The 17,303-nt window shown below is 52.7% G+C and carries 14 protein-coding genes; 8 read left to right on the forward strand and 6 right to left on the reverse strand.

Annotation, left to right across the window (positions count from 1 at the left end; translation table 11 throughout):
• Both BLP79_RS12290 and BLP79_RS12295 read right to left on the reverse strand, forming a co-directional pair.
• On the reverse strand, nt 1-2,286 hold the full coding sequence (locus BLP79_RS12290) for a glycosyl hydrolase family 28-related protein (protein ID WP_090219378.1): 2,286 nt from the start codon (nt 2,284-2,286) through the stop codon (nt 1-3).
• Between the two features lie 186 nt (nt 2,287-2,472).
• Nucleotides 2,473-4,116 carry a lysine--tRNA ligase gene (locus BLP79_RS12295; protein WP_090219379.1) on the reverse strand — a complete coding sequence of 548 codons (1,644 nt, stop codon included), beginning with the start codon at nt 4,114-4,116 and terminating at the stop codon, nt 2,473-2,475.
• A gap of 167 nt (nt 4,117-4,283) precedes the next feature.
• Here BLP79_RS12295 and BLP79_RS12300 point away from each other — a divergent pair, with 167 nt between their 5' ends.
• From BLP79_RS12300 to BLP79_RS12310, 3 genes are all read left to right on the forward strand, one after another.
• Nucleotides 4,284-5,771, forward strand: a complete 1,488-nt coding sequence (locus BLP79_RS12300; RefSeq protein WP_090219381.1) for a hypothetical protein — start codon at nt 4,284-4,286, stop codon at nt 5,769-5,771.
• A 150-nt stretch (nt 5,772-5,921) separates the two neighbouring features.
• Nucleotides 5,922-6,557: a hypothetical protein gene (locus BLP79_RS12305; protein ID WP_090219383.1), complete on the forward strand. Its 636-nt coding sequence runs from the start codon at nt 5,922-5,924 to the stop codon at nt 6,555-6,557.
• Nucleotides 6,558-6,659: 102 nt separating this feature from the next.
• Complete coding sequence (locus tag BLP79_RS12310) at nt 6,660-7,082, forward strand: tellurite resistance TerB family protein (RefSeq protein ID WP_090219384.1); 423 nt, start codon at nt 6,660-6,662, stop codon at nt 7,080-7,082.
• 66 nt (nt 7,083-7,148) lie between these two features.
• On the opposite strand, the gene BLP79_RS12315 is transcribed toward BLP79_RS12310, so the two are convergent.
• Complete coding sequence (locus BLP79_RS12315; RefSeq protein WP_090219385.1) at nt 7,149-7,823, reverse strand: cupin domain-containing protein; 675 nt, start codon at nt 7,821-7,823, stop codon at nt 7,149-7,151.
• 23 nt (nt 7,824-7,846) lie between these two features.
• Nucleotides 7,847-8,467: a glutathione S-transferase family protein gene (locus tag BLP79_RS12320; RefSeq protein WP_090219387.1), complete on the reverse strand. Its 621-nt coding sequence runs from the start codon at nt 8,465-8,467 to the stop codon at nt 7,847-7,849.
• Nucleotides 8,468-8,563: 96 nt separating this feature from the next.
• Between BLP79_RS12320 and BLP79_RS12325 the strand changes: the two genes are divergently transcribed.
• Nucleotides 8,564-9,106, forward strand: coding sequence for a TetR/AcrR family transcriptional regulator (locus BLP79_RS12325; RefSeq protein ID WP_090219389.1), 543 nt, complete (start codon nt 8,564-8,566; stop codon nt 9,104-9,106).
• On the opposite strand, the gene dacB is transcribed toward BLP79_RS12325, so the two are convergent.
• Together dacB and BLP79_RS12335 are read right to left on the reverse strand one after the other, a co-directional pair.
• On the reverse strand, nt 9,097-10,584 hold the full coding sequence (dacB, locus tag BLP79_RS12330; RefSeq protein ID WP_090219391.1) for a D-alanyl-D-alanine carboxypeptidase/D-alanyl-D-alanine endopeptidase: 1,488 nt from the start codon (nt 10,582-10,584) through the stop codon (nt 9,097-9,099). The two genes, BLP79_RS12325 and dacB, sit on opposite strands and share 10 nt — an antisense overlap.
• 75 nt (nt 10,585-10,659) lie before the next feature.
• Nucleotides 10,660-11,292, reverse strand: coding sequence for a nicotinate-nucleotide adenylyltransferase (locus BLP79_RS12335; protein WP_090219546.1), 633 nt, complete (start codon nt 11,290-11,292; stop codon nt 10,660-10,662).
• A 112-nt stretch (nt 11,293-11,404) separates the two neighbouring features.
• Here BLP79_RS12335 and BLP79_RS12340 point away from each other — a divergent pair, with 112 nt between their 5' ends.
• From BLP79_RS12340 to ettA, 4 genes are all read left to right on the forward strand, one after another.
• Entirely contained in the window at nt 11,405-12,286 is an 882-nt protein-coding gene (locus BLP79_RS12340) for a bifunctional helix-turn-helix transcriptional regulator/GNAT family N-acetyltransferase (protein WP_090219393.1), read from the forward strand.
• Between the two features lie 147 nt (nt 12,287-12,433).
• Nucleotides 12,434-14,128, forward strand: a complete 1,695-nt coding sequence (locus BLP79_RS12345) for a DUF1217 domain-containing protein (RefSeq protein WP_090219394.1) — start codon at nt 12,434-12,436, stop codon at nt 14,126-14,128.
• A 202-nt stretch (nt 14,129-14,330) separates the two neighbouring features.
• Complete coding sequence (locus BLP79_RS12350; RefSeq protein WP_170830493.1) at nt 14,331-15,554, forward strand: alpha/beta hydrolase; 1,224 nt, start codon at nt 14,331-14,333, stop codon at nt 15,552-15,554.
• An 80-nt stretch (nt 15,555-15,634) separates the two neighbouring features.
• Nucleotides 15,635-17,302 (forward strand): energy-dependent translational throttle protein EttA, encoded by a 1,668-nt coding sequence (ettA, locus tag BLP79_RS12355; RefSeq protein ID WP_090219398.1) that lies wholly within the window; start codon nt 15,635-15,637, stop codon nt 17,300-17,302.
• Nucleotide 17,303 lies beyond the last annotated feature (1 nt).

A 17,303-nucleotide genomic window follows, 5' to 3' on the forward strand; every position in this document is an offset into this window, starting at 1 on the left:
TTAACGATCCATACGGACCTGCAATTGCACCTCTCCACGCACGGCCTCTTGCCAGACCAGTTCGATCTCATCATCGTCACTGCCACGTTGAACACGCACATAAGGAAGGGCAAAACGATTGGACCCACTGGCGCTTTCGATACTCCCCAAGGGCAAAACGCTATCGACCCCTCGTGCTTCTCCCGCAAAGGGTAAGGCGCCCTCTGTTTCAATGCGCCAGACACGATCTGCAGACCCTTGCTCATATCGCATTCGAAGCGGGTTCGCCGCGCGCACTGAAATACCGTGATAGGTATTCCCATCAAAAAAGACATTGTTGGACCGCCCCAAGTCCAGATTTGAGAAACTTGTGTCCACGCGCTCTGCCCGTTCTATACTCCCGTTGATCGAGCGGAACTTGTTGCCTGTCACCGAAACACCATTCAGGAAATGCCCGGTTCCATAGGGCTTTACCACGATAGGGCTGAACCAGGAGGCAACATCTCCTGACAGAAAAACATTGTCAGTGATCGACATCGCGCTGAAAGAAAACCCGCCATCATAATCAGGCTCTTCGTCGCGCTCGTTTGTCCATTCGATAAAACAGTTGTCAACGTAGTTGTCTGATATGGTTGTCGAGCAATAGGTGCTTGTCAAAATCAGACCCGCCGTGCGCACACCGTTGTTTTCCCCGTCTCCTTGAAAGAAATGATTGCCAATGATCGTGTTATTATCTCCGCCCAAAACAGCAAAATGACGAAACTGCGTGGCACGACAATTGCGGATTTTCGGATCATTGGCGTTCAGGTTCATCGCAATGGACTCGCGCTGTGGCACGGTTAAAGGTGCCTCATCCGAGAGAAACTGGCAATTGTCGATCAAAATGCCCTGACACCCCCGCCCATGTGATGTCAGCCCACGATCTTTGGGGCGGGTGATAAAACAGTGATCCAATGAAAACGTCGCCCCTTCGGGCGCCAGCCGTATACCGCTTGCACGCCCATTGCATTGCACATCAATTTCCGTCAGGCCAAATTTAGACAAGGCGCTGAAACCGCTGAAATCAAGCAAGCATTTAAAGTACTTAAAGGTATAATTCTGCGTCCCCGCCGCATCATAGAGCGGCTCGCTCAGGGTGATTTCACGCGCACCTACATTGATTGAACGCACATAGATTTCGCGCCCAACCCCACTGCCTTCGACCAACGAACCCACACGGATATTTGCGGCGTTGCTCACATTGCTCAGCACGCGCTGATCATCGGGATCATAAGTCCCGCGTGAGCTCACCTCAATCGTATCCCATTGACCACTGTCAGAGGCCTGCAGCTGCCCATTCCGGATCACCCGCCGTGTCGCATAAGACGCGCGGTTGGGACAGGCGGCCTGCATATCGATCGGTGCACGAACCGAGATAATCCGCCCCTTTAGATCAAGTGATTCATGATCAACAGAGTTCAATAAAGCCTGAAAGGCCTTCTTAAACGCCAGTTCTTCCTCCCCAAACGCCGCCGCATAGCTGGGAAAATCAAAGCTCTTCGTCAGTAAAAGCATGCTAGCCGTGGGCATCCTGACGGTGCCTTCAAACACAACTTCATGGTTCAGTGAAAGCGAGCTTGCCAAATAAAACTGTCCCTCTGGAACAAGGATACGCCGCCCATTTGCTGCCTGATCAGCCGCTTCAAAAGCGGCGGTGTTATCGGTGCTATTGTCACCAATCGCACCGTAATCAACGACATCGACAAGGCTTAGCATATCCCGATGATAGATATGGGTGACATCTTCGATGACCAAATCATCAATGCGCACAATCGCACCATTTGGCCCCGTCAGGTCCAGACCAATATGGCCATATTCAGCTGCCCGCCCCCAGGCCATATCGACACCACCGCGCCGCCCACTGCCGATGATTGCGCTGACCTCAAACACCCGTCCATATTCGGTGAGGGGGACACTTGGACCAATCTCCAGAACATTGTTCAGATGGGCCGTGCCCCCGGAACTGGCCCAGGCCCCAATTCGCACAGCCGGTAGCGGCCCGCTCAACACTTTCACGCGGGCGCGCACCTGCACATAGCATCCCGGCTCGATGGGCGTACGCCCCATAAATCGGAGGCGTTGCAGCGTTTCGGTTTTTTGCACCTCCAGACAGCCTGCAAAATCGGCATCTGCTGCGACCAACGCCGCGTTGCTGGACCCTTGGTAAGTAGCCGTCCCTGCAGTTCCATTGCTGCGGGACCATTGGTTCAAGCCTTCTGCAAAGGCAGGGGGCATCAGGGGAACGTTATCTGTGATTGCCTTATTCATCGGAGAGAACCTTTTCTGTGAACATCGAAACGCGCTATATGCCTACGCCGATGCCGTTCACATCCACTGACCAATACGTACGCCTGCCCCGCAACACCAACTGCTTTGCAGTGGTGGGCTTTGATGCGTTCTTACAAACAAAAAGAGCGCCCAATAGGCGCTCAATTCAGGAATATATTCAGCGCCTTACGTTAGGTCGCCCGCAAGCGCGCGATTGATAAGCTGAACAGTTTCTTCAACACCATAAAGCGCGATAAAACCGCCAAAACGCGGACCTTGGCTGGCGCCCAGCAGCACCTCGTAAATGGCGGTAAACCAATCCCGCAGCGGCTCAAACCCGTGGATTTTTCCGATCGCAAAGACCACCGATTGCAGGAATTCATCATCGCCAAAATCAGCCACTGGCAGGGGATCGTCCTTGCCCAGCATCTCGTTTTTCTTGCTGATCGCATCCAGTGCTGCCTCAGGCGAGGCCAAGGCCGCTGCCAAATCTACCAATGCGGCGCGTTCCTGCTCGCTTGGCGCGCGGAAGGTTTTATGGGGTTTTACCTTGTCGTTGAAATAAGCCACCGCAAATCCAGCGGCCTGATCCATCCCCGGATGGGTATCCGCCGTTGCATTGGGCGCATATTTGTTGATGAACCCCCACATGGTTTCTTTGTCTTCCGCGCTGGAGGCCGACGCCAGATTAAGGAGCATCGAAAACGGCACCACCATATCCGACTGTGGCACATCCCCGCCATGAATGTGCCAAACTGGATTGTTCAACTGCTGCTTTGCATCTTGCCCATGATAGGCGCGCAATTGTTGGTGATATTCGTCCACCGCCTTGGGGATCACATCAAAATGCATCCGCTTCGCGGTTTTGGGCTTTTGATACATGAAATAAGACAGGCTTTCGGCCGAAGCATAGGTCAGCCATTCATCAATCGACACGCCATTGCCGGAGGTTTTCGAGATCTTCTGTCCGTTTTCATCCAAGAACAATTCATAAGTGAAATGTTCAGGCGCGCGATGGCCCAGAATGCGGCAGATCTTGTCATAGATCGGCGTGTTGGTGCTGTGGTCTTTGCCATACATTTCAAAGTCCACCTCCAGCGCGGCCCAGCGCGCGCCAAAGTCAGGTTTCCACTGCAGTTTCACATTGCCGCCAGTGACGGGGAGCGTCCATTCCTTACCGTCGTCATCATCAAAGGTGATGGTATAGGTCTCCGCGCAGACCTTTTTCATCGGCACATACAAAACGCGGCCGGTTTCAGGGTGGATCGGCAAAAAGATCGAATAGGTCTGGCGACGCTCTTCCCGTAGGGATTTCAGCATCACTTCCATCACATCATCATATTTATCAACCGCGCGTTTCAACACCGCGTCAAACTGGCCGGTCCCGTAAAATTCAGCGGCTGAGATGAACTCATACTCAAACCCAAAGGTATCCAGAAAGCGGCGCAGCATGGCGTTGTTGTGATGGCCAAAGCTTTCATGGGTGCCAAAGGGATCTGGCACCTGCGTCAAGGGCTTTTGCAAATGCTCTTCCAGCGCCTCCGGGCTTGGCACGTTTGACGGCACTTTGCGCATGCCATCCAGATCATCCGAAAAACAGACCAGCTTGGTTGGAATGTCGGAAATCTCTTCAAAGGCGCGTTTGATCATTGTGGTGCGCGCAACCTCGCCAAAGGTGCCGATATGGGGCAGACCAGACGGGCCATAGCCCGTTTCAAACAACACATACCCCTTGTCCGGCGCGCCCTTGGCATAACGTTTGAGAATGCGGCGTGCTTCTTCAAACGGCCAGGCTTTGCTCTTGAGAGCCTCTTCGCGCAAGTTCGACATGATGTTCTCCGGTAGGCGGCCCCCATGGCCGCAAGATCGCTGATTGCCCCATGCAATCCAGCCGCCTCCCTTATGATGGGTTGAGGAGCCAAGTCAACCAACCCCACCCTTGTAAAACACCGCGGATGCCGCCAATCTGGCCCGAAATTTAATTTCATGAGATTTTGATGGACGCACTGCTGTCGCCCCTTGTTGCGATTGTCAAAGGTTGGAAAGAGTGGGGCACCGTTCTGCAGATCTGGGCTATTCTGACCCTCGGTTTTTACAACTGGCTGTGGCGCGGGGTTTGGCGCGACGAAAAGACCCGAAAGGCCATAAATGGCTGGCTGGGTCAGGACCGTGTGTTCACACGTTACCAGCGCAGCCTTGGCCGCGTTCTGGATCAGCTGGATCACTGGCTTTCGGTGCCTGAAATTAACGCCAACCGCGCGCCGCTGTCCCGTGCGTTTAGCCGCGGCCTGATCCAAACCACCATGCTGTGGGCGGTGGTCTATCCGTTTACACTATTCTTGTTGCAATGGCTGTTTGGCAGTGCGCTTACCCTAGGGGGGATCACGCTAACCTCTGCCCCTGAAACAGAACAGATCCTGTTTGTGATGGTCTGGATCAGCGTTGTGGCTGGGGTATTGGTCGCAATGCGCATAGCGCTACATGTATCCTTTCTGTGTTACCTCATCTCATTTCTCGCAGCTTTGGGGAGCTCGATAGCCGGTCCATGGCTCGCCAATCAAATCAATACTCCACTGCCAGACATAGTCGAAATCCTAGGCATGGTTGCAGTTGTCGTCGTATTTACTGCAACAGCCGGACTTGCTGGTACGACCGCAATCACAATCGCGTTCTCGAGCACAGTAGCAAATATGGAATTAGTCATAGGCGCGATCGTCGGCGCGCTTGTGATCGTAGTTCTAGGTGCAGCCGTTCTAGAAGTACGCGTAAAACGACGCAGCTCAAGCTCACTAGATTCGATTGGCTACATTCTACTCCTATTGAGTGGGTTGGCTGCCCTCGCCCAGTTCATCCCCGAGACTGCTCTTCCAGCCACAAACGAAAGGAGCGCTCTCCTATTTCTGGGCTTTTTCCCGGTGCTGAACGCACTGGCGGATTTTGCATCAATCGGTGCCACCCGGTATTTCCTGCGGCGTGGGCTGGCCAAGGGCAACAATGCCACCCTTTGTGCGCTCAGCGATCTGGCGGTGGGGCTGGGCATTTTCTTTGCCCTTGGATGTGGCATGATCTGGCTGATTGATACGGTGCGTTTTGCCGATGGCTCCGCCCTGCTGGATCTGGAAGGCCTGTTTGAGGATCTGCGCCACAGCCCAGCAGATCAGATCTGGGTACTGATCATGCTGGGCTCTACCCTGTTGCCAACACTGCTGCATGCAGCCCTTGGGCTGACGACGGTTGTGCTCAGCCACCCGGAAAAGCTGCAGAAATTTATTAGTTACTTGTTGCACAAAGGCGGTGAAGGCTACGCGCCCCTTGGACGTTTGGGGCAGCTTTTGCTGTCTGTGGTCTGCGCCAGTGTTGTGACGCTGATGGGCCTTATGATGTATCTGATTACCCAGTTTGACCACGGCTGGCTACTAAAGCACCTGATCGACATCTTTGAAGGCTTTGCACAGATCATCGGCGCGGTCTCTATCGTGGTCTGACTACGCCAAAGACCTGCGCACGGCCAGATTTTTCCACGTATTTCCCTATCACGCAGCGGCATGGTTGAACATTTTGCACATCTGATGCATTTTCACGCACCTTACCACACTGCCCGGACCAAAGGGTCAGCAATATAGGACTGTCAATTCGTGAATTTCCTAAAGGCGCTTGCACTGGTGCATCTTCTTTCCGCAAGCGCGGTTTCAATGATCCCTGCCGATCAGCTTTGGCTTTTTGGAGAAACGGGACCGTTTGAGATTCTAAGCTTATTTGCCCTGGTGCTGGCCGCTGTGGTCCTGATCTGGCATGCCCCTTTGCGCCCTGCACTGTTTCCGATACTCAGCCTTTTATTGCTGGCGGAACGCGAGTTGGAAGAAGACGTTTGGAAAGACGACAATCTGCTGAAAAACATCGCAATCTGGCTGGATGATTCTGTTTTGGACAATCAGGTGGTGCTTTATGGGTTGGGCCTGTTTCTGCTGACCACGTTCTTTTTCTTTACCCTGCCCTATTTACGCAACCGCCCGTTTTTCAAAGCCAAAGACGTTCAGGTGCTTGCCTTTGGCGCGGTCTGCGCTTTCATCGGGCAATTGGGGGAATTTATCGCAAAAGACATCCTCAACGATCCGTCACCGGGGGTGATTGGGTTTTTCCTTGGCATTGAAGAGGTGTCCGAGGCGTATTTTGCGCTATCTGTACTATGTGCCTGTGTGCTGGCAACAGTGCACAGCCGCACCCCAAAACACAGCATGGATACAACTGCTTTGCCTGCGTCGCGCATTTGATCCACGTCTGGAACATCGAAAAAGAAGGGCCAGCCCCGTTGAAGGCAGGCGGCCAAGATCCTAGGATCAAACCGTCTGAACGCGATACGATAGGATTTGCATATGAACGCCCAAGCCCTGCATCCAATGAGCCCTCAAGATTGTCTGGTGGCTCTGATGGTGGCGGTTTCAGCCTCGGATGAGGATATCCGAACTGCGGAACTCGTGAAAATTCAGAACTCTGTCAATATGCTGCCCGTTTTTGCGAACTATGACATCGACCGCACCAAAGTTGTCAGTGAGGTGGTTTTTGATCTGTTCGAACAGGAAGACGGGCTGGATGCATTATTTGGGCTGATCCGCGAAGAGCTGCCAAAACGGTTGTATGAGACCGCTTATGCCTTGGCCTGTGATGTCGCGGCCGCGGATGGCACAATTGCCGAAACAGAGCTGCGTCTATTGGGCGAAATCCGGTATGAGCTGGATATCGATCGCCTGCACGCCGCTGCAATCGAACGCGGTGCGCGCGCGCGCCACATGGTGTAATTTCACCCAAAAAACGACTTATCAAATGCAATGCGCCGCCCCTGTCACAAGGGCGGCGCGCTTGTTTTAAGTATTTGGCGCTTTGGGCTCTTCGTTCAGGTGATCCCGCTTGATCCAGACCTTTGCACCCCCGTCTGCGACGGTGAGCGATGTCTGGCCGCCTTTGGGCAGGCGCAGCCAGCTTTGCGCGGTGAAGTCCTCACCGCCTTCGCGAAAGCCACCCTCCAGAACAAGGATCTCCAAACCACCCGGAGCGTCAAGATCCAGCGCAGTGCCAGCTGCCCAGCGTTCAAGCACAACATCCTCGCGCGTGTCCGAGAATAAAGGCATCAGCTCTACGCCGGGGGCTGTTTCGACAAAGCGCATCTTGTTGGTATCTACGCGAATATGCGTGCGATCCTTGGGGTCAAATTGCCAGAGTTTCACAAAGATCGTACAGCCCTCATCAGAGCCCGGTGTATGCGAAGACTCTGGCGGATTGCGAATATAGCTTCCGGCAGGAAAATCACCGTGCTCGTCCTGGAAAACGCCTTCCAGAACAACAAACTCTTCGCCGCCTGTGTGCACGTGAGGTGAAAACTTGCTGCCAGGTGCATACCGCACAATCGTGGTTGCGCGGGCCACTTCGTCTCCGATGCGATCTAGGATGCGACGATCAACCCCTGCCATAGGGGATGCAACCCAAGGTTCTTTGGTGCTGTGAACAGCGGCGCGTTTTGTGAAATCTTCATTACGTCCCATAGCAGGGCTCCTTTTATTAAATCTTATGCGGCGATTGAAGGACGTGCCGCCACGCGTGCCTGCCAGTCTTTCAGATTGGCACAGTCTTCTGGAACGTCAATGCTGGCAAAGCCTGCAAAGCCCAGACCCGCAAATGCGGTAATATCTGCCATCGAGAAATTTTCGCCTGCAAGATAGGGGCGATCAGCCAGAAGACCATCCAGATATCGCATACCTTTTAATGCAACTTCCTTTTGATGGTTTCCCCATTCAGCGCATTGGTAGCCCTCGATCTCTTTACCAAGACCAGGTGTGGCATGGTGGAAATAGGTCCCTACAGCATCCAAAAGGCCAGACTCCGCCCGACGCTGCATCATGTGGATAACGGCGCGCTCTTTGGGTGTGCCGCCGGTCAGTGTTGGATTGCCATCCAGATGATCAAGATATTCGGTAATCGCAGTGCATTCTGAAATGCATGTGCCGTCTTCCAGCTCTAGCAGAGGGACCGCCGCAGATGGGTTTTTTGCGCGAAACGCTTCGGATTGGTGCTCTCCTTCCGGGACATTCACCGAGATAAATTCAACTTTATCCGTCAAACCTTTCTCAGCCAAGGCGATACGCACGCGCGCAGGATTTGGGAAGCCTTCAAATTCGTAGATCTTCATGAGTGAGTCTCCTTACCTATCGGTAGGTAGATAGTTAGGGTTGCTTTCTCCGTTCGTCAAGCCTATCTACTGATAGGTTTCAAAAAAGAGCTCACTATGCCTGATACCCGTACTCAAATTCTTGATCTCGCCGAAGAAAGCGTGCGCGCGCGCGGCTATCACGCTGTCAGTTTTCGTGACATCGCAACGGCGTTGGACGTGAAATCTGCTAGCATCCACTATCACTTTCGCCACAAACAGGATCTTGGTCTCGCGATTGTAGACCGCTATGCGCTGCGCGTTGCAGATCGTCTTGGATCATCAGAAGGATTGAGCTGGCCTGAAGCCGTTCAACGCTTTGGGCAAGTCTACCAAGAGGCTGTACAACAACAGGGCCTGCAGTGTTTATGCGGATTGCTTGCTGCAGAAAGCGCTGGCTTACCTGAAGAGATTTCAAAACGTGTTGCAGAATTTTTTGCGGGCAACCTTAAATGGTTGGAAGCTGCACAACGTCAAACTCCTACCCCTCTCAGCCGTGAGCGCGCAGTGCGGGTTCAATCTGAGGTTCAGGGCGCAATGCTGCTGGCAGTAAGCCTAAAAGATCCGGCCCTACTTGCCATGGTGATCAAACGATTACACAGCGAAGCGCTTCAGCTTTGATAGACGCTGCCCCAGCGTTCAATCAGATCCTGTTGTAGACGCTTTGCCTTTGTATTCCAGGTGCGCGCACCTTTGGGACGTTCCCGATTGGCACGGGGAATTTTAGCGCGCGTTTCTTGATCGGCTGAGAAAATCGCAAATACCAGTTCGGTTCCGTCGGCTGCGGTCAAAAAGCCGCCAAGACCCGATACAAAATTTAGCGTTCCCGTCTTTGCCGCCACTTTCACGGGATGTGATTTAATCTCTCTCCCGTTTTTGTCCCGCAGTTTGACAGGTTTCAGCAAAGGTTTAAGCTGACCAGTCCGATGCGCAATCACCAAAGCCCCGACCAAATCATGTGGCGTCATACGCGAGGCTGATCCCAACCCGGAATGATCAACCAGTTTTGTGTTTGTCATGCCATAGGTCTGCGCGGCCCAACGGCTCATTTCAGCAGCAGAGGCTGCAAGGCTCGACACGTTGACACCCCGCGCCACAGTGGCAGACAAACCGATCATCTCAGCCATCAGATTGTTGGAATATTTCAACATATCTTTGAGCAGAACAGAAAGGGGTGCGCTTTGATGCACCGCCAGCACGGTGCCTTTAGGGCGGGTTTTAGTGATCTTTGGCGCAGGCAACTGAATACCATGTGACCGCACAAGAGTGCGCAATACATCGCCCGCATAGGCCGCAGGCTGGCGCACAGGCAGCCAGCGCGTACCACCATTCCCGAGCGCACGATTGGCCACTGTCCACTGATCCACACCCGCCTTATCCGCATAAGTGTAAACCGGGGTTGTGCGCTGAGCAATTTTCATCCGTGCGACCGAGACTTCAGGACGGTATTTATCGGTGCGCGCATCCATCGACACCCGCCAATGCTGTCCGGCTCTTTTCCACTCAAAATGTACGCGGTTGAAATTCAGCGCCAGCCCAGAAACCGCAGGACTGTATGAAACATGATCGGGTTGGGCTGGATCGATTGTTTTGACATTTGGCAGCGCACGCTCCCAGATCCGAAACCCGCCTTTGACCTCACGCACCCCAGCTGATTTCAAACTGCGCGCCAGGGCTGCCAGATGATCCGTCGTCAACGTGCTATCACCGCCTCCGGTGAGGACCAAATCCCCCTGTAACACTCCCCCGACCACAGGCCCGGTGGCGACAAGCTGTGTTTGGAAACGATGTTCGGGGCCAAGCACATCCAACGCATATAGAGCTGTCAGGGCTTTTGCGACACTGGCAGGAGGCAGAGATTTATCGCCGCCTACATCTTCCAGCCGTGCTCCGGTTCGCGCATTCGCAACCGCACAAATGACCTGCCCACGCAGGTTTGCACGTTGCAACAGCCCCGCAAGCCCACCTCCTGCTGAGGGGCTGACAGGTGTTCCAGGGCGTGCAACCGGGCGCAAGGAAACTTGCACACCTGTGTTGGCCGTAGCAGTGCTACCAAGGCTTGCAGCAGATGCTGCCAGAAAAAAACGTCGTGTAATCATCAATGCCATCTTGAATCAAAATCACTACAAAAGCGCAAACACTACCAGCGCTAACTCAGCTAAAATCGATCACGCTTATGTTAATATGGTCTCGCTCTTGCTGTTTGAGGCCGTCCATTCACCGTTTGCGCGAAGCTTTGTAGAGCTAAGATCCACCATCGGCATATTTAAAAAACACCATGCTGGCGCGGGCTTTTTCCCCAAACCACGGCTTTCATTGGGCTTCAACAGTGCGTGGCGATAGATCTGCGCCACGGCAGACGTACGTGCCGAGATGCGATCTCCTGGCCGTGCCAGAACCCCCATCGGAACAGTTTCAATAATGCGACGCCATTCCCGCCAATGGTGAAAATGCGTGAGATTATCAGCCCCCATAAGCCAGACAAAACGAACACCGGGATGATTTTTTTGCAAAACACGCAGTGTATCTGCCGTGAAACGGGTCTTTAGCTCAGCTTCAATGGCGCTGACATGCACCCGCGGGTGACGCAGTAAGCTGCGCGACCGGGCTACGCGGCGCGAGAGCATAGCCGGTGCATGCGGTTTCAACGGATTGCCCGGGGACACAAGCCAAAACAAATGATCAAGGGCAAAGTGTTGCAGGGCAACTTTGCTCAGCGCCACATGGCCTCCATGAGGCGGGTCAAAAGATCCCCCCAATAATCCCACGACCTGTCCCGGGCGAATATGTGGCAAACGTATCGGCATCAAAACCTGATGCACATAAAAACCCCATAAGATCAATCGCAACCGCGCGTTCAATACAATCCAGAAAGGCAATGCGATTGACACACAACATTAGTTGACGTAAGTCAACTTAATGACACCCAATCCTATTGCTCGCATTCGCCGCTTCAATCGCGCCGTCACATCACAGATTGGCGCACTTGATCAGTCCTTTTTAGGGCGCGGGCGCCCTTTGGGCGTTGCGCGTGTTCTGCATGCTATTGGCCATTTTGGCTCTGACATTTCCATAATCCGTACCCGATTAAACTTAGATAAGGCCGTATTAAGCAGGCATTTAAAAGGGTTAGAAGATGAAGGGCTCATTCGGTTTGCGATTGATCCCAAAGACGCGCGCAAACGTCACGCTGTTTTCACAATCGAAGGCGAAAGGGAATTTGCAGCCTATAATGCGCTTTCTGATGCCCATGCTGAGGGTCTGCTCGAACGACACCCACGCCCGGATGCCCTGCTTGCAGCGATGGACCTTGTCGCCTCGGCCTTAACTGCTGATCAATTGGAAATCACCCTATGTGATCCCCAATCACCAGAGGCTGTCTATTGCCTTGAAAACTATTACGCAGAACTGTCACAACGCTTGGAGAGAGGCTTTGACGTCTCACTCTCTTGTGATCCCGAAGCCAAAGATATGACGCCGCCGCGCGGAGGATTTTTCGTTGCTCATTCAGATGGGCTTGCACAAGGGTGCTGCGGGTTAAAAGGCACCAATAAAGGATACGGCGAAATCAAACGCTTGTGGGTTGCCCCGTCTGCCCGGGGATTGGGCCTTGCCCAGAACCTTTTAGAAGCCTGCGAGACGCAAGCCAAATCTCTCGGCACCACATTACTGCGCCTTGATACAAATTCCGCCCTTCCCGAAGCCGCCCGATTGTATGAGAAATCAGGTTGGACACAGATAGAGCGCTTTAACGCAGACCCCTACCCCGATCTGTTCTTTGAAAAGAAGCTACAAATTTAACAAAAGCCAGAACAGAAAAACCCGCTGCGTTATTGGTTTAACAACCATGTTCCTCCTATTCTTAATCCAAGTATTAAGCCTGCGCTTGCGCGGGAGGGGAACAACCGTGCGCCATATAGGCGCACCAAAGTGATTGGGTAAAATTCGATGACCTTCTCTCCGATTATTACCGGACCCGGCATTATCGGGTATCGCTACCTTACGGAAACCCGTGAAAGCCAACAGGCCGTTCTTGCCGAATCTGCCGAAGTGTCACGTCTGACCGACGGGTTTGTCGAGGAACTCAATTCCATCGAAACAGCTGATCAACTGCTTGCCAATCGCGATGTGCTGACCGTGGTTCTAGGGTCTTTTGGATTGCAGGATGATATTGGTAATTTTGGCCTCTTGAAGCGCGTTTTGGAAAGTGATCTGTCAGATTCCAGCTCCCTAGCCAATCGGATGCCAGACACACGCTATCTTGAACTGGCACGCGCCTTCAATTTTGTCGGAGAAGGCGGCCCAAGCCTCGCAGCTTTGGAAGTCAGCAACCCCGCGCGTGATCAACTGGCACGATTTGAAACCGCCGATGATCTGCTCAACGCGACATCCTTTGCAGATCGCAATGTACTGAATGATGTCTTAGAACAGTTCGGCCTTGAACAATACGCGGCCAATACCAACTTTTTAAAACGTGTTCTGGAGTCTGATCCGGATGAGGTTGGCTCGTTCACCAATCGCCTACTAGATCAAGGTTTAATCGAGTTTTCGAGAGCGTTTAACAACGTCGAGAAAGAAGCAGAGCGCGCAAAATACGACAATACAATCTACCGGTTTGCCGAACTGTTTGAAGACGAAGCTGCAAATATCAAAACGGTTGACGACCTATTTGCAAAACCTGAGCTTTTAGACGAAGCTTTAAACCTATTCGGCGTCAGCCGGGCAGCTGACAGAACTGACTTCCTGCGTGATGTGCTCGAGTCTGATCTAGACGATGAAAATTCTTTTGTAAACCAACAGGAAGATCCCCGTTATTTCGCACTGGCAAGCGCATTTGAATTCCATGAACGCAGTGAACGTGAAGCCTTTATCGCGACCTTTGCAGAAGATGACGAGGATCGCCCACGTCCCTTTGAAAGCAATCTGGAAAAAATGGTTGAAGCCATTAACGACCTACCTGCCCCCTTGGAAGAACCTCAACAATTTCTAGAAAGTTTTTCAGTCTTGCTGAGCGCTAAAGACTTCTTCGGATTGGAATTTTCATCGGCCGACAACGATCCGCGATTTGCAAATCAGGGCGAACTGGAAGCCTTCCAATACGATCGTATCCTCTCCTCTGACCGCAGCGATCCTTTCTCATTTGTAAACGTGAAATCCGATCCTCGGTTCAGAGTTCTGGCTGACGCCTTTAATTTTCAGCCCCCCCAAGAGGACACATTTACCTATCCCGACGGGTTTGCAGAAAAAATCTTGGAAAACTATCTGGATGAAGAGTTTGTTATCAGTGTCGGGGAAGTCGATCCAACCCAACGGTTTGCGTTGGCCTTTGAACCCGGTGTCACGGAAATTGTTGATGGGGCTTCCTCTGAAGATTCAGAATGGTTTTCTGTGATTGCGTCAAATCCCCTGCGTGAAGTCTTTCAGACAATTTTCGGCCTGCCAGATAGTTTTGGAACATTGGATGTGGATCAGCAGGTGACAGACCTGAAGGCCCGCGCGCAATCGCAATTTGGAGTGACAAGCGTGTCTGGTTTGATCGACGGCGGCCACATTGATACGATCCGCACGCGCTATCTGTCAATCGCAAGCATAACAAACCCACCATCGACGGTTAGTAGCCCGCTGCTTTCCTTGTTTGCATAGTTTGGACAATAAACGGTATTAAAAACACCTTTTCTAAAAAGTCTTAAAAAAGCCCAGACTTTTGCGGAATCCTTTTGTAGGGTCTCTCCTGCAGGAGGATCTATCCGTGAACTTACCCCAGCTATGCAAACGCCCAACAATAGGCATACTCCTGCTTTTCATGTTCGCACTGCTGGGCAGTTGTGGGAGTTCAATCAATAGGTTGGCTCCAACGCCCAATCTCTATCTGGATGGACGCAATTATAATCCTGAACAGGTGCCGATCGCACAACAGACAATTGCGCCGCAGATCCTCTATGTAACCAATCGTGCCCAAACAGATCGAAGACGTTCATTTGCATATGCGGCTGAACGATCTGATCAAATGGCCTTTGGCACTGCAGATGTATCTTTTGACGGGGTCGATGACTGGCAAGACCTGATTGACATCACACAAGGCCAGAAACGTGGACGCTCTCGTCTACGTGTCGCCAATTATTCCGAGGAAATTAAGTTTTCAACCACACCGCTTGCCACCGAACGTGCTGAGGGAAACCTGCGCGTCCAAGAACCTGTTCAAGCCGAATATGAAGCCCTAGGAGAAGAGTTTAAAGCTGCCCTCGCTGAACAGATGAGACGCCAAGAAAGCGGGCGTGTTCTGCTTTACATTCACGGTTTCAACAATCAATTCGATGATGCACTCGTCACATTGGCCAATATCTGGCATTATGCTGGACGCAGGTCCGTTCCTATGATTTTTTCCTGGCCCGCCGGAAACAGCGGCGTCTTTAAGTACTTTAAAGACCGCGAAGCAAGCAACTTTTCAGCCTTTCACCTGAAAGAAACACTGGATCTGATTGCAGAGGTGCCCGAGGTTGAAACCATTGATATCGTAGCACATTCTCTTGGCAGCGATGTCACCACTGTTGCGTTGAGAGAATTAATCATTCGGGAACGTGCCAAGGGCAATAAACCCAAAATATCTCTGAAAACTGGCACCTTGATCCTTGCCGCCCCTGATCTGGATGTCGGCAGTGTCCGACAACGCCTGCTGACGGAACGTTTCTCAGAAGCGTTCGAGCAGGTGAGTGTCTATATCAATCCAAATGATACCGCGCTTGCGCTGTCCTCGCTGTTCACCCAAGTCAGCCGCCTTGGGCGCTTTGAAAGCGATGATTTCGCGCCAGGGGAAATCGAGCGCATCATGAAGGTCGGATTGATGCACTTCATCTTGGTTGAAGGTGCGGCCGGGTCTGGTCACTCTTACTTCCGACAAAACCCAAGTGTTCTGTCTGATATTGCCCTCACCTTGCGCACCCGGGCCTTCCCAGGAGGGCAACTGCGACCGCTTGAAGTCAATGATGATCACATCTGGACCCTGCACCATGACTATCCTCTGGATCGTTTACCTGTCCTGACCCCACAAGAACTACGCGATCTGCGCTGATCGCATATGATCGTTGTGGGGCGGCGTTACATCCGTTATCACCTCTGCCAAACTTCGTTTCCCATCATGGAGCAGCTCTCATGGCAGCCTATCAATACGTCTACCATATGGAAGGGGTCTCAAAGACCTATCCCGGTGGTAAAAAATGTTTTGAAAACATCCACCTGTCCTTCTTACCCGGTGTAAAAATTGGTGTTGTTGGCGTCAACGGCGCGGGTAAATCGACCCTGATGAAAATCATGGCCGGTATGGATAAGGATTTCTCCGGCGAAGCTTGGGCAGCTGAGGGCGCAAAAGTCGGCTACCTGCCTCAGGAACCAAAGCTGGATGAAAGCCTCACCGTGCGTGAAAATGTTATGCTGGGCGTCGCCGAAAAAAAAGCCAAGGTGGATCGTTTCAACCAGATCGCGGTAGAGATGGCGGAAAACTACACCGATGAGCTGATGGAAGAGATGACAACCCTGCAGGATGCCATCGATTCTGAAAACCTTTGGGACCTTGACAGCCAGATCGATGTGTCGATGGAGGCTCTGCGCTGCCCCCCGGATGACGCCGACATTGCCAACCTCTCGGGTGGTGAAAAACGTCGTGTTGCGCTGTGCAAATTGTTGCTTGAAGCGCCTGATATGCTGTTGCTCGACGAACCGACCAACCACCTGGACGCCGAGACCATCGCCTGGCTGCAGCAACACCTGATTGACTACAAAGGCACAATCCTTTGTGTAACCCACGACCGCTATTTCCTGGATGATATCACAGGCTGGATTCTCGAACTTGATCGGGGCCGCGGCATTCCATACGAAGGCAACTATTCTGCGTGGCTGGAACAAAAGGCCAAACGCCTGGAGCAGGAAGCGCGCGAAGACAAATCCCGCCAGAAAACGCTAGAACGCGAGTTGGAGTGGATGCGTCAAGGTGCAAAGGCCCGTCAGGCAAAATCCAAAGCCCGGATCAACGCCTATAACGATCTGGCAGGCCAATCTGAGCGTGAAAAACTGACCCGCGCCCAGATTGTCATCCCCAATGGCCCACGTCTGGGCAATAAGGTGATCGACGTTGAAGGCATTTCCAAACACTACGGTGACAAGCAACTGGTGGAAGGTCTGTCTTTTGATCTGCCCCCCGGTGGCATCGTCGGCGTAATCGGCCCCAACGGCGCGGGTAAATCCACCCTGTTCCGTATGCTGACCGGTCAGGAACAGCCGGATGAAGGCTCAGTCACCTATGGTGACACGGTGAAACTGTCTTATGTGGATCAGTCACGCGACGATCTGGATGACAATGAAACCGTCTGGGAGAGCATTTCCGGTGGCGCTGAAATCATCGAACTGGGCGACGCGCAGGTGAATTCCCGCGCCTATTGTTCGTCTTTCAACTTCAAAGGCGGCGATCAGCAAAAACCACTGAAACTCCTGTCTGGTGGTGAGCGTAACCGCGTGCATATGGCACGCCTGCTGAAAGAGGGCGGCAACGTTCTCTTGCTCGACGAACCCACCAACGATCTGGACGTTGAAACCCTGCGCGCACTCGAAGACGCCTTGGTCGATTTCGCGGGCTGCGCGGTGGTGATTTCACACGATCGTTTCTTCCTTGACCGGATCTGTACCCACATTCTGGCCTTTGAAGGTGACGCGCATGTGGAATGGTTTGAAGGCAACTTTGAAGACTACGAAGAAGATAAGAAACGCCGTCTGGGCCCGGACGCTTTGGAGCCAAAGCGCCTTAAGCATAAGAAGTTCGCGCGGTAGC

The organism is Epibacterium ulvae (genome assembly GCF_900102795.1).
In the GTDB taxonomy this organism is placed as follows: domain Bacteria; phylum Pseudomonadota; class Alphaproteobacteria; order Rhodobacterales; family Rhodobacteraceae; genus Epibacterium; species Epibacterium ulvae.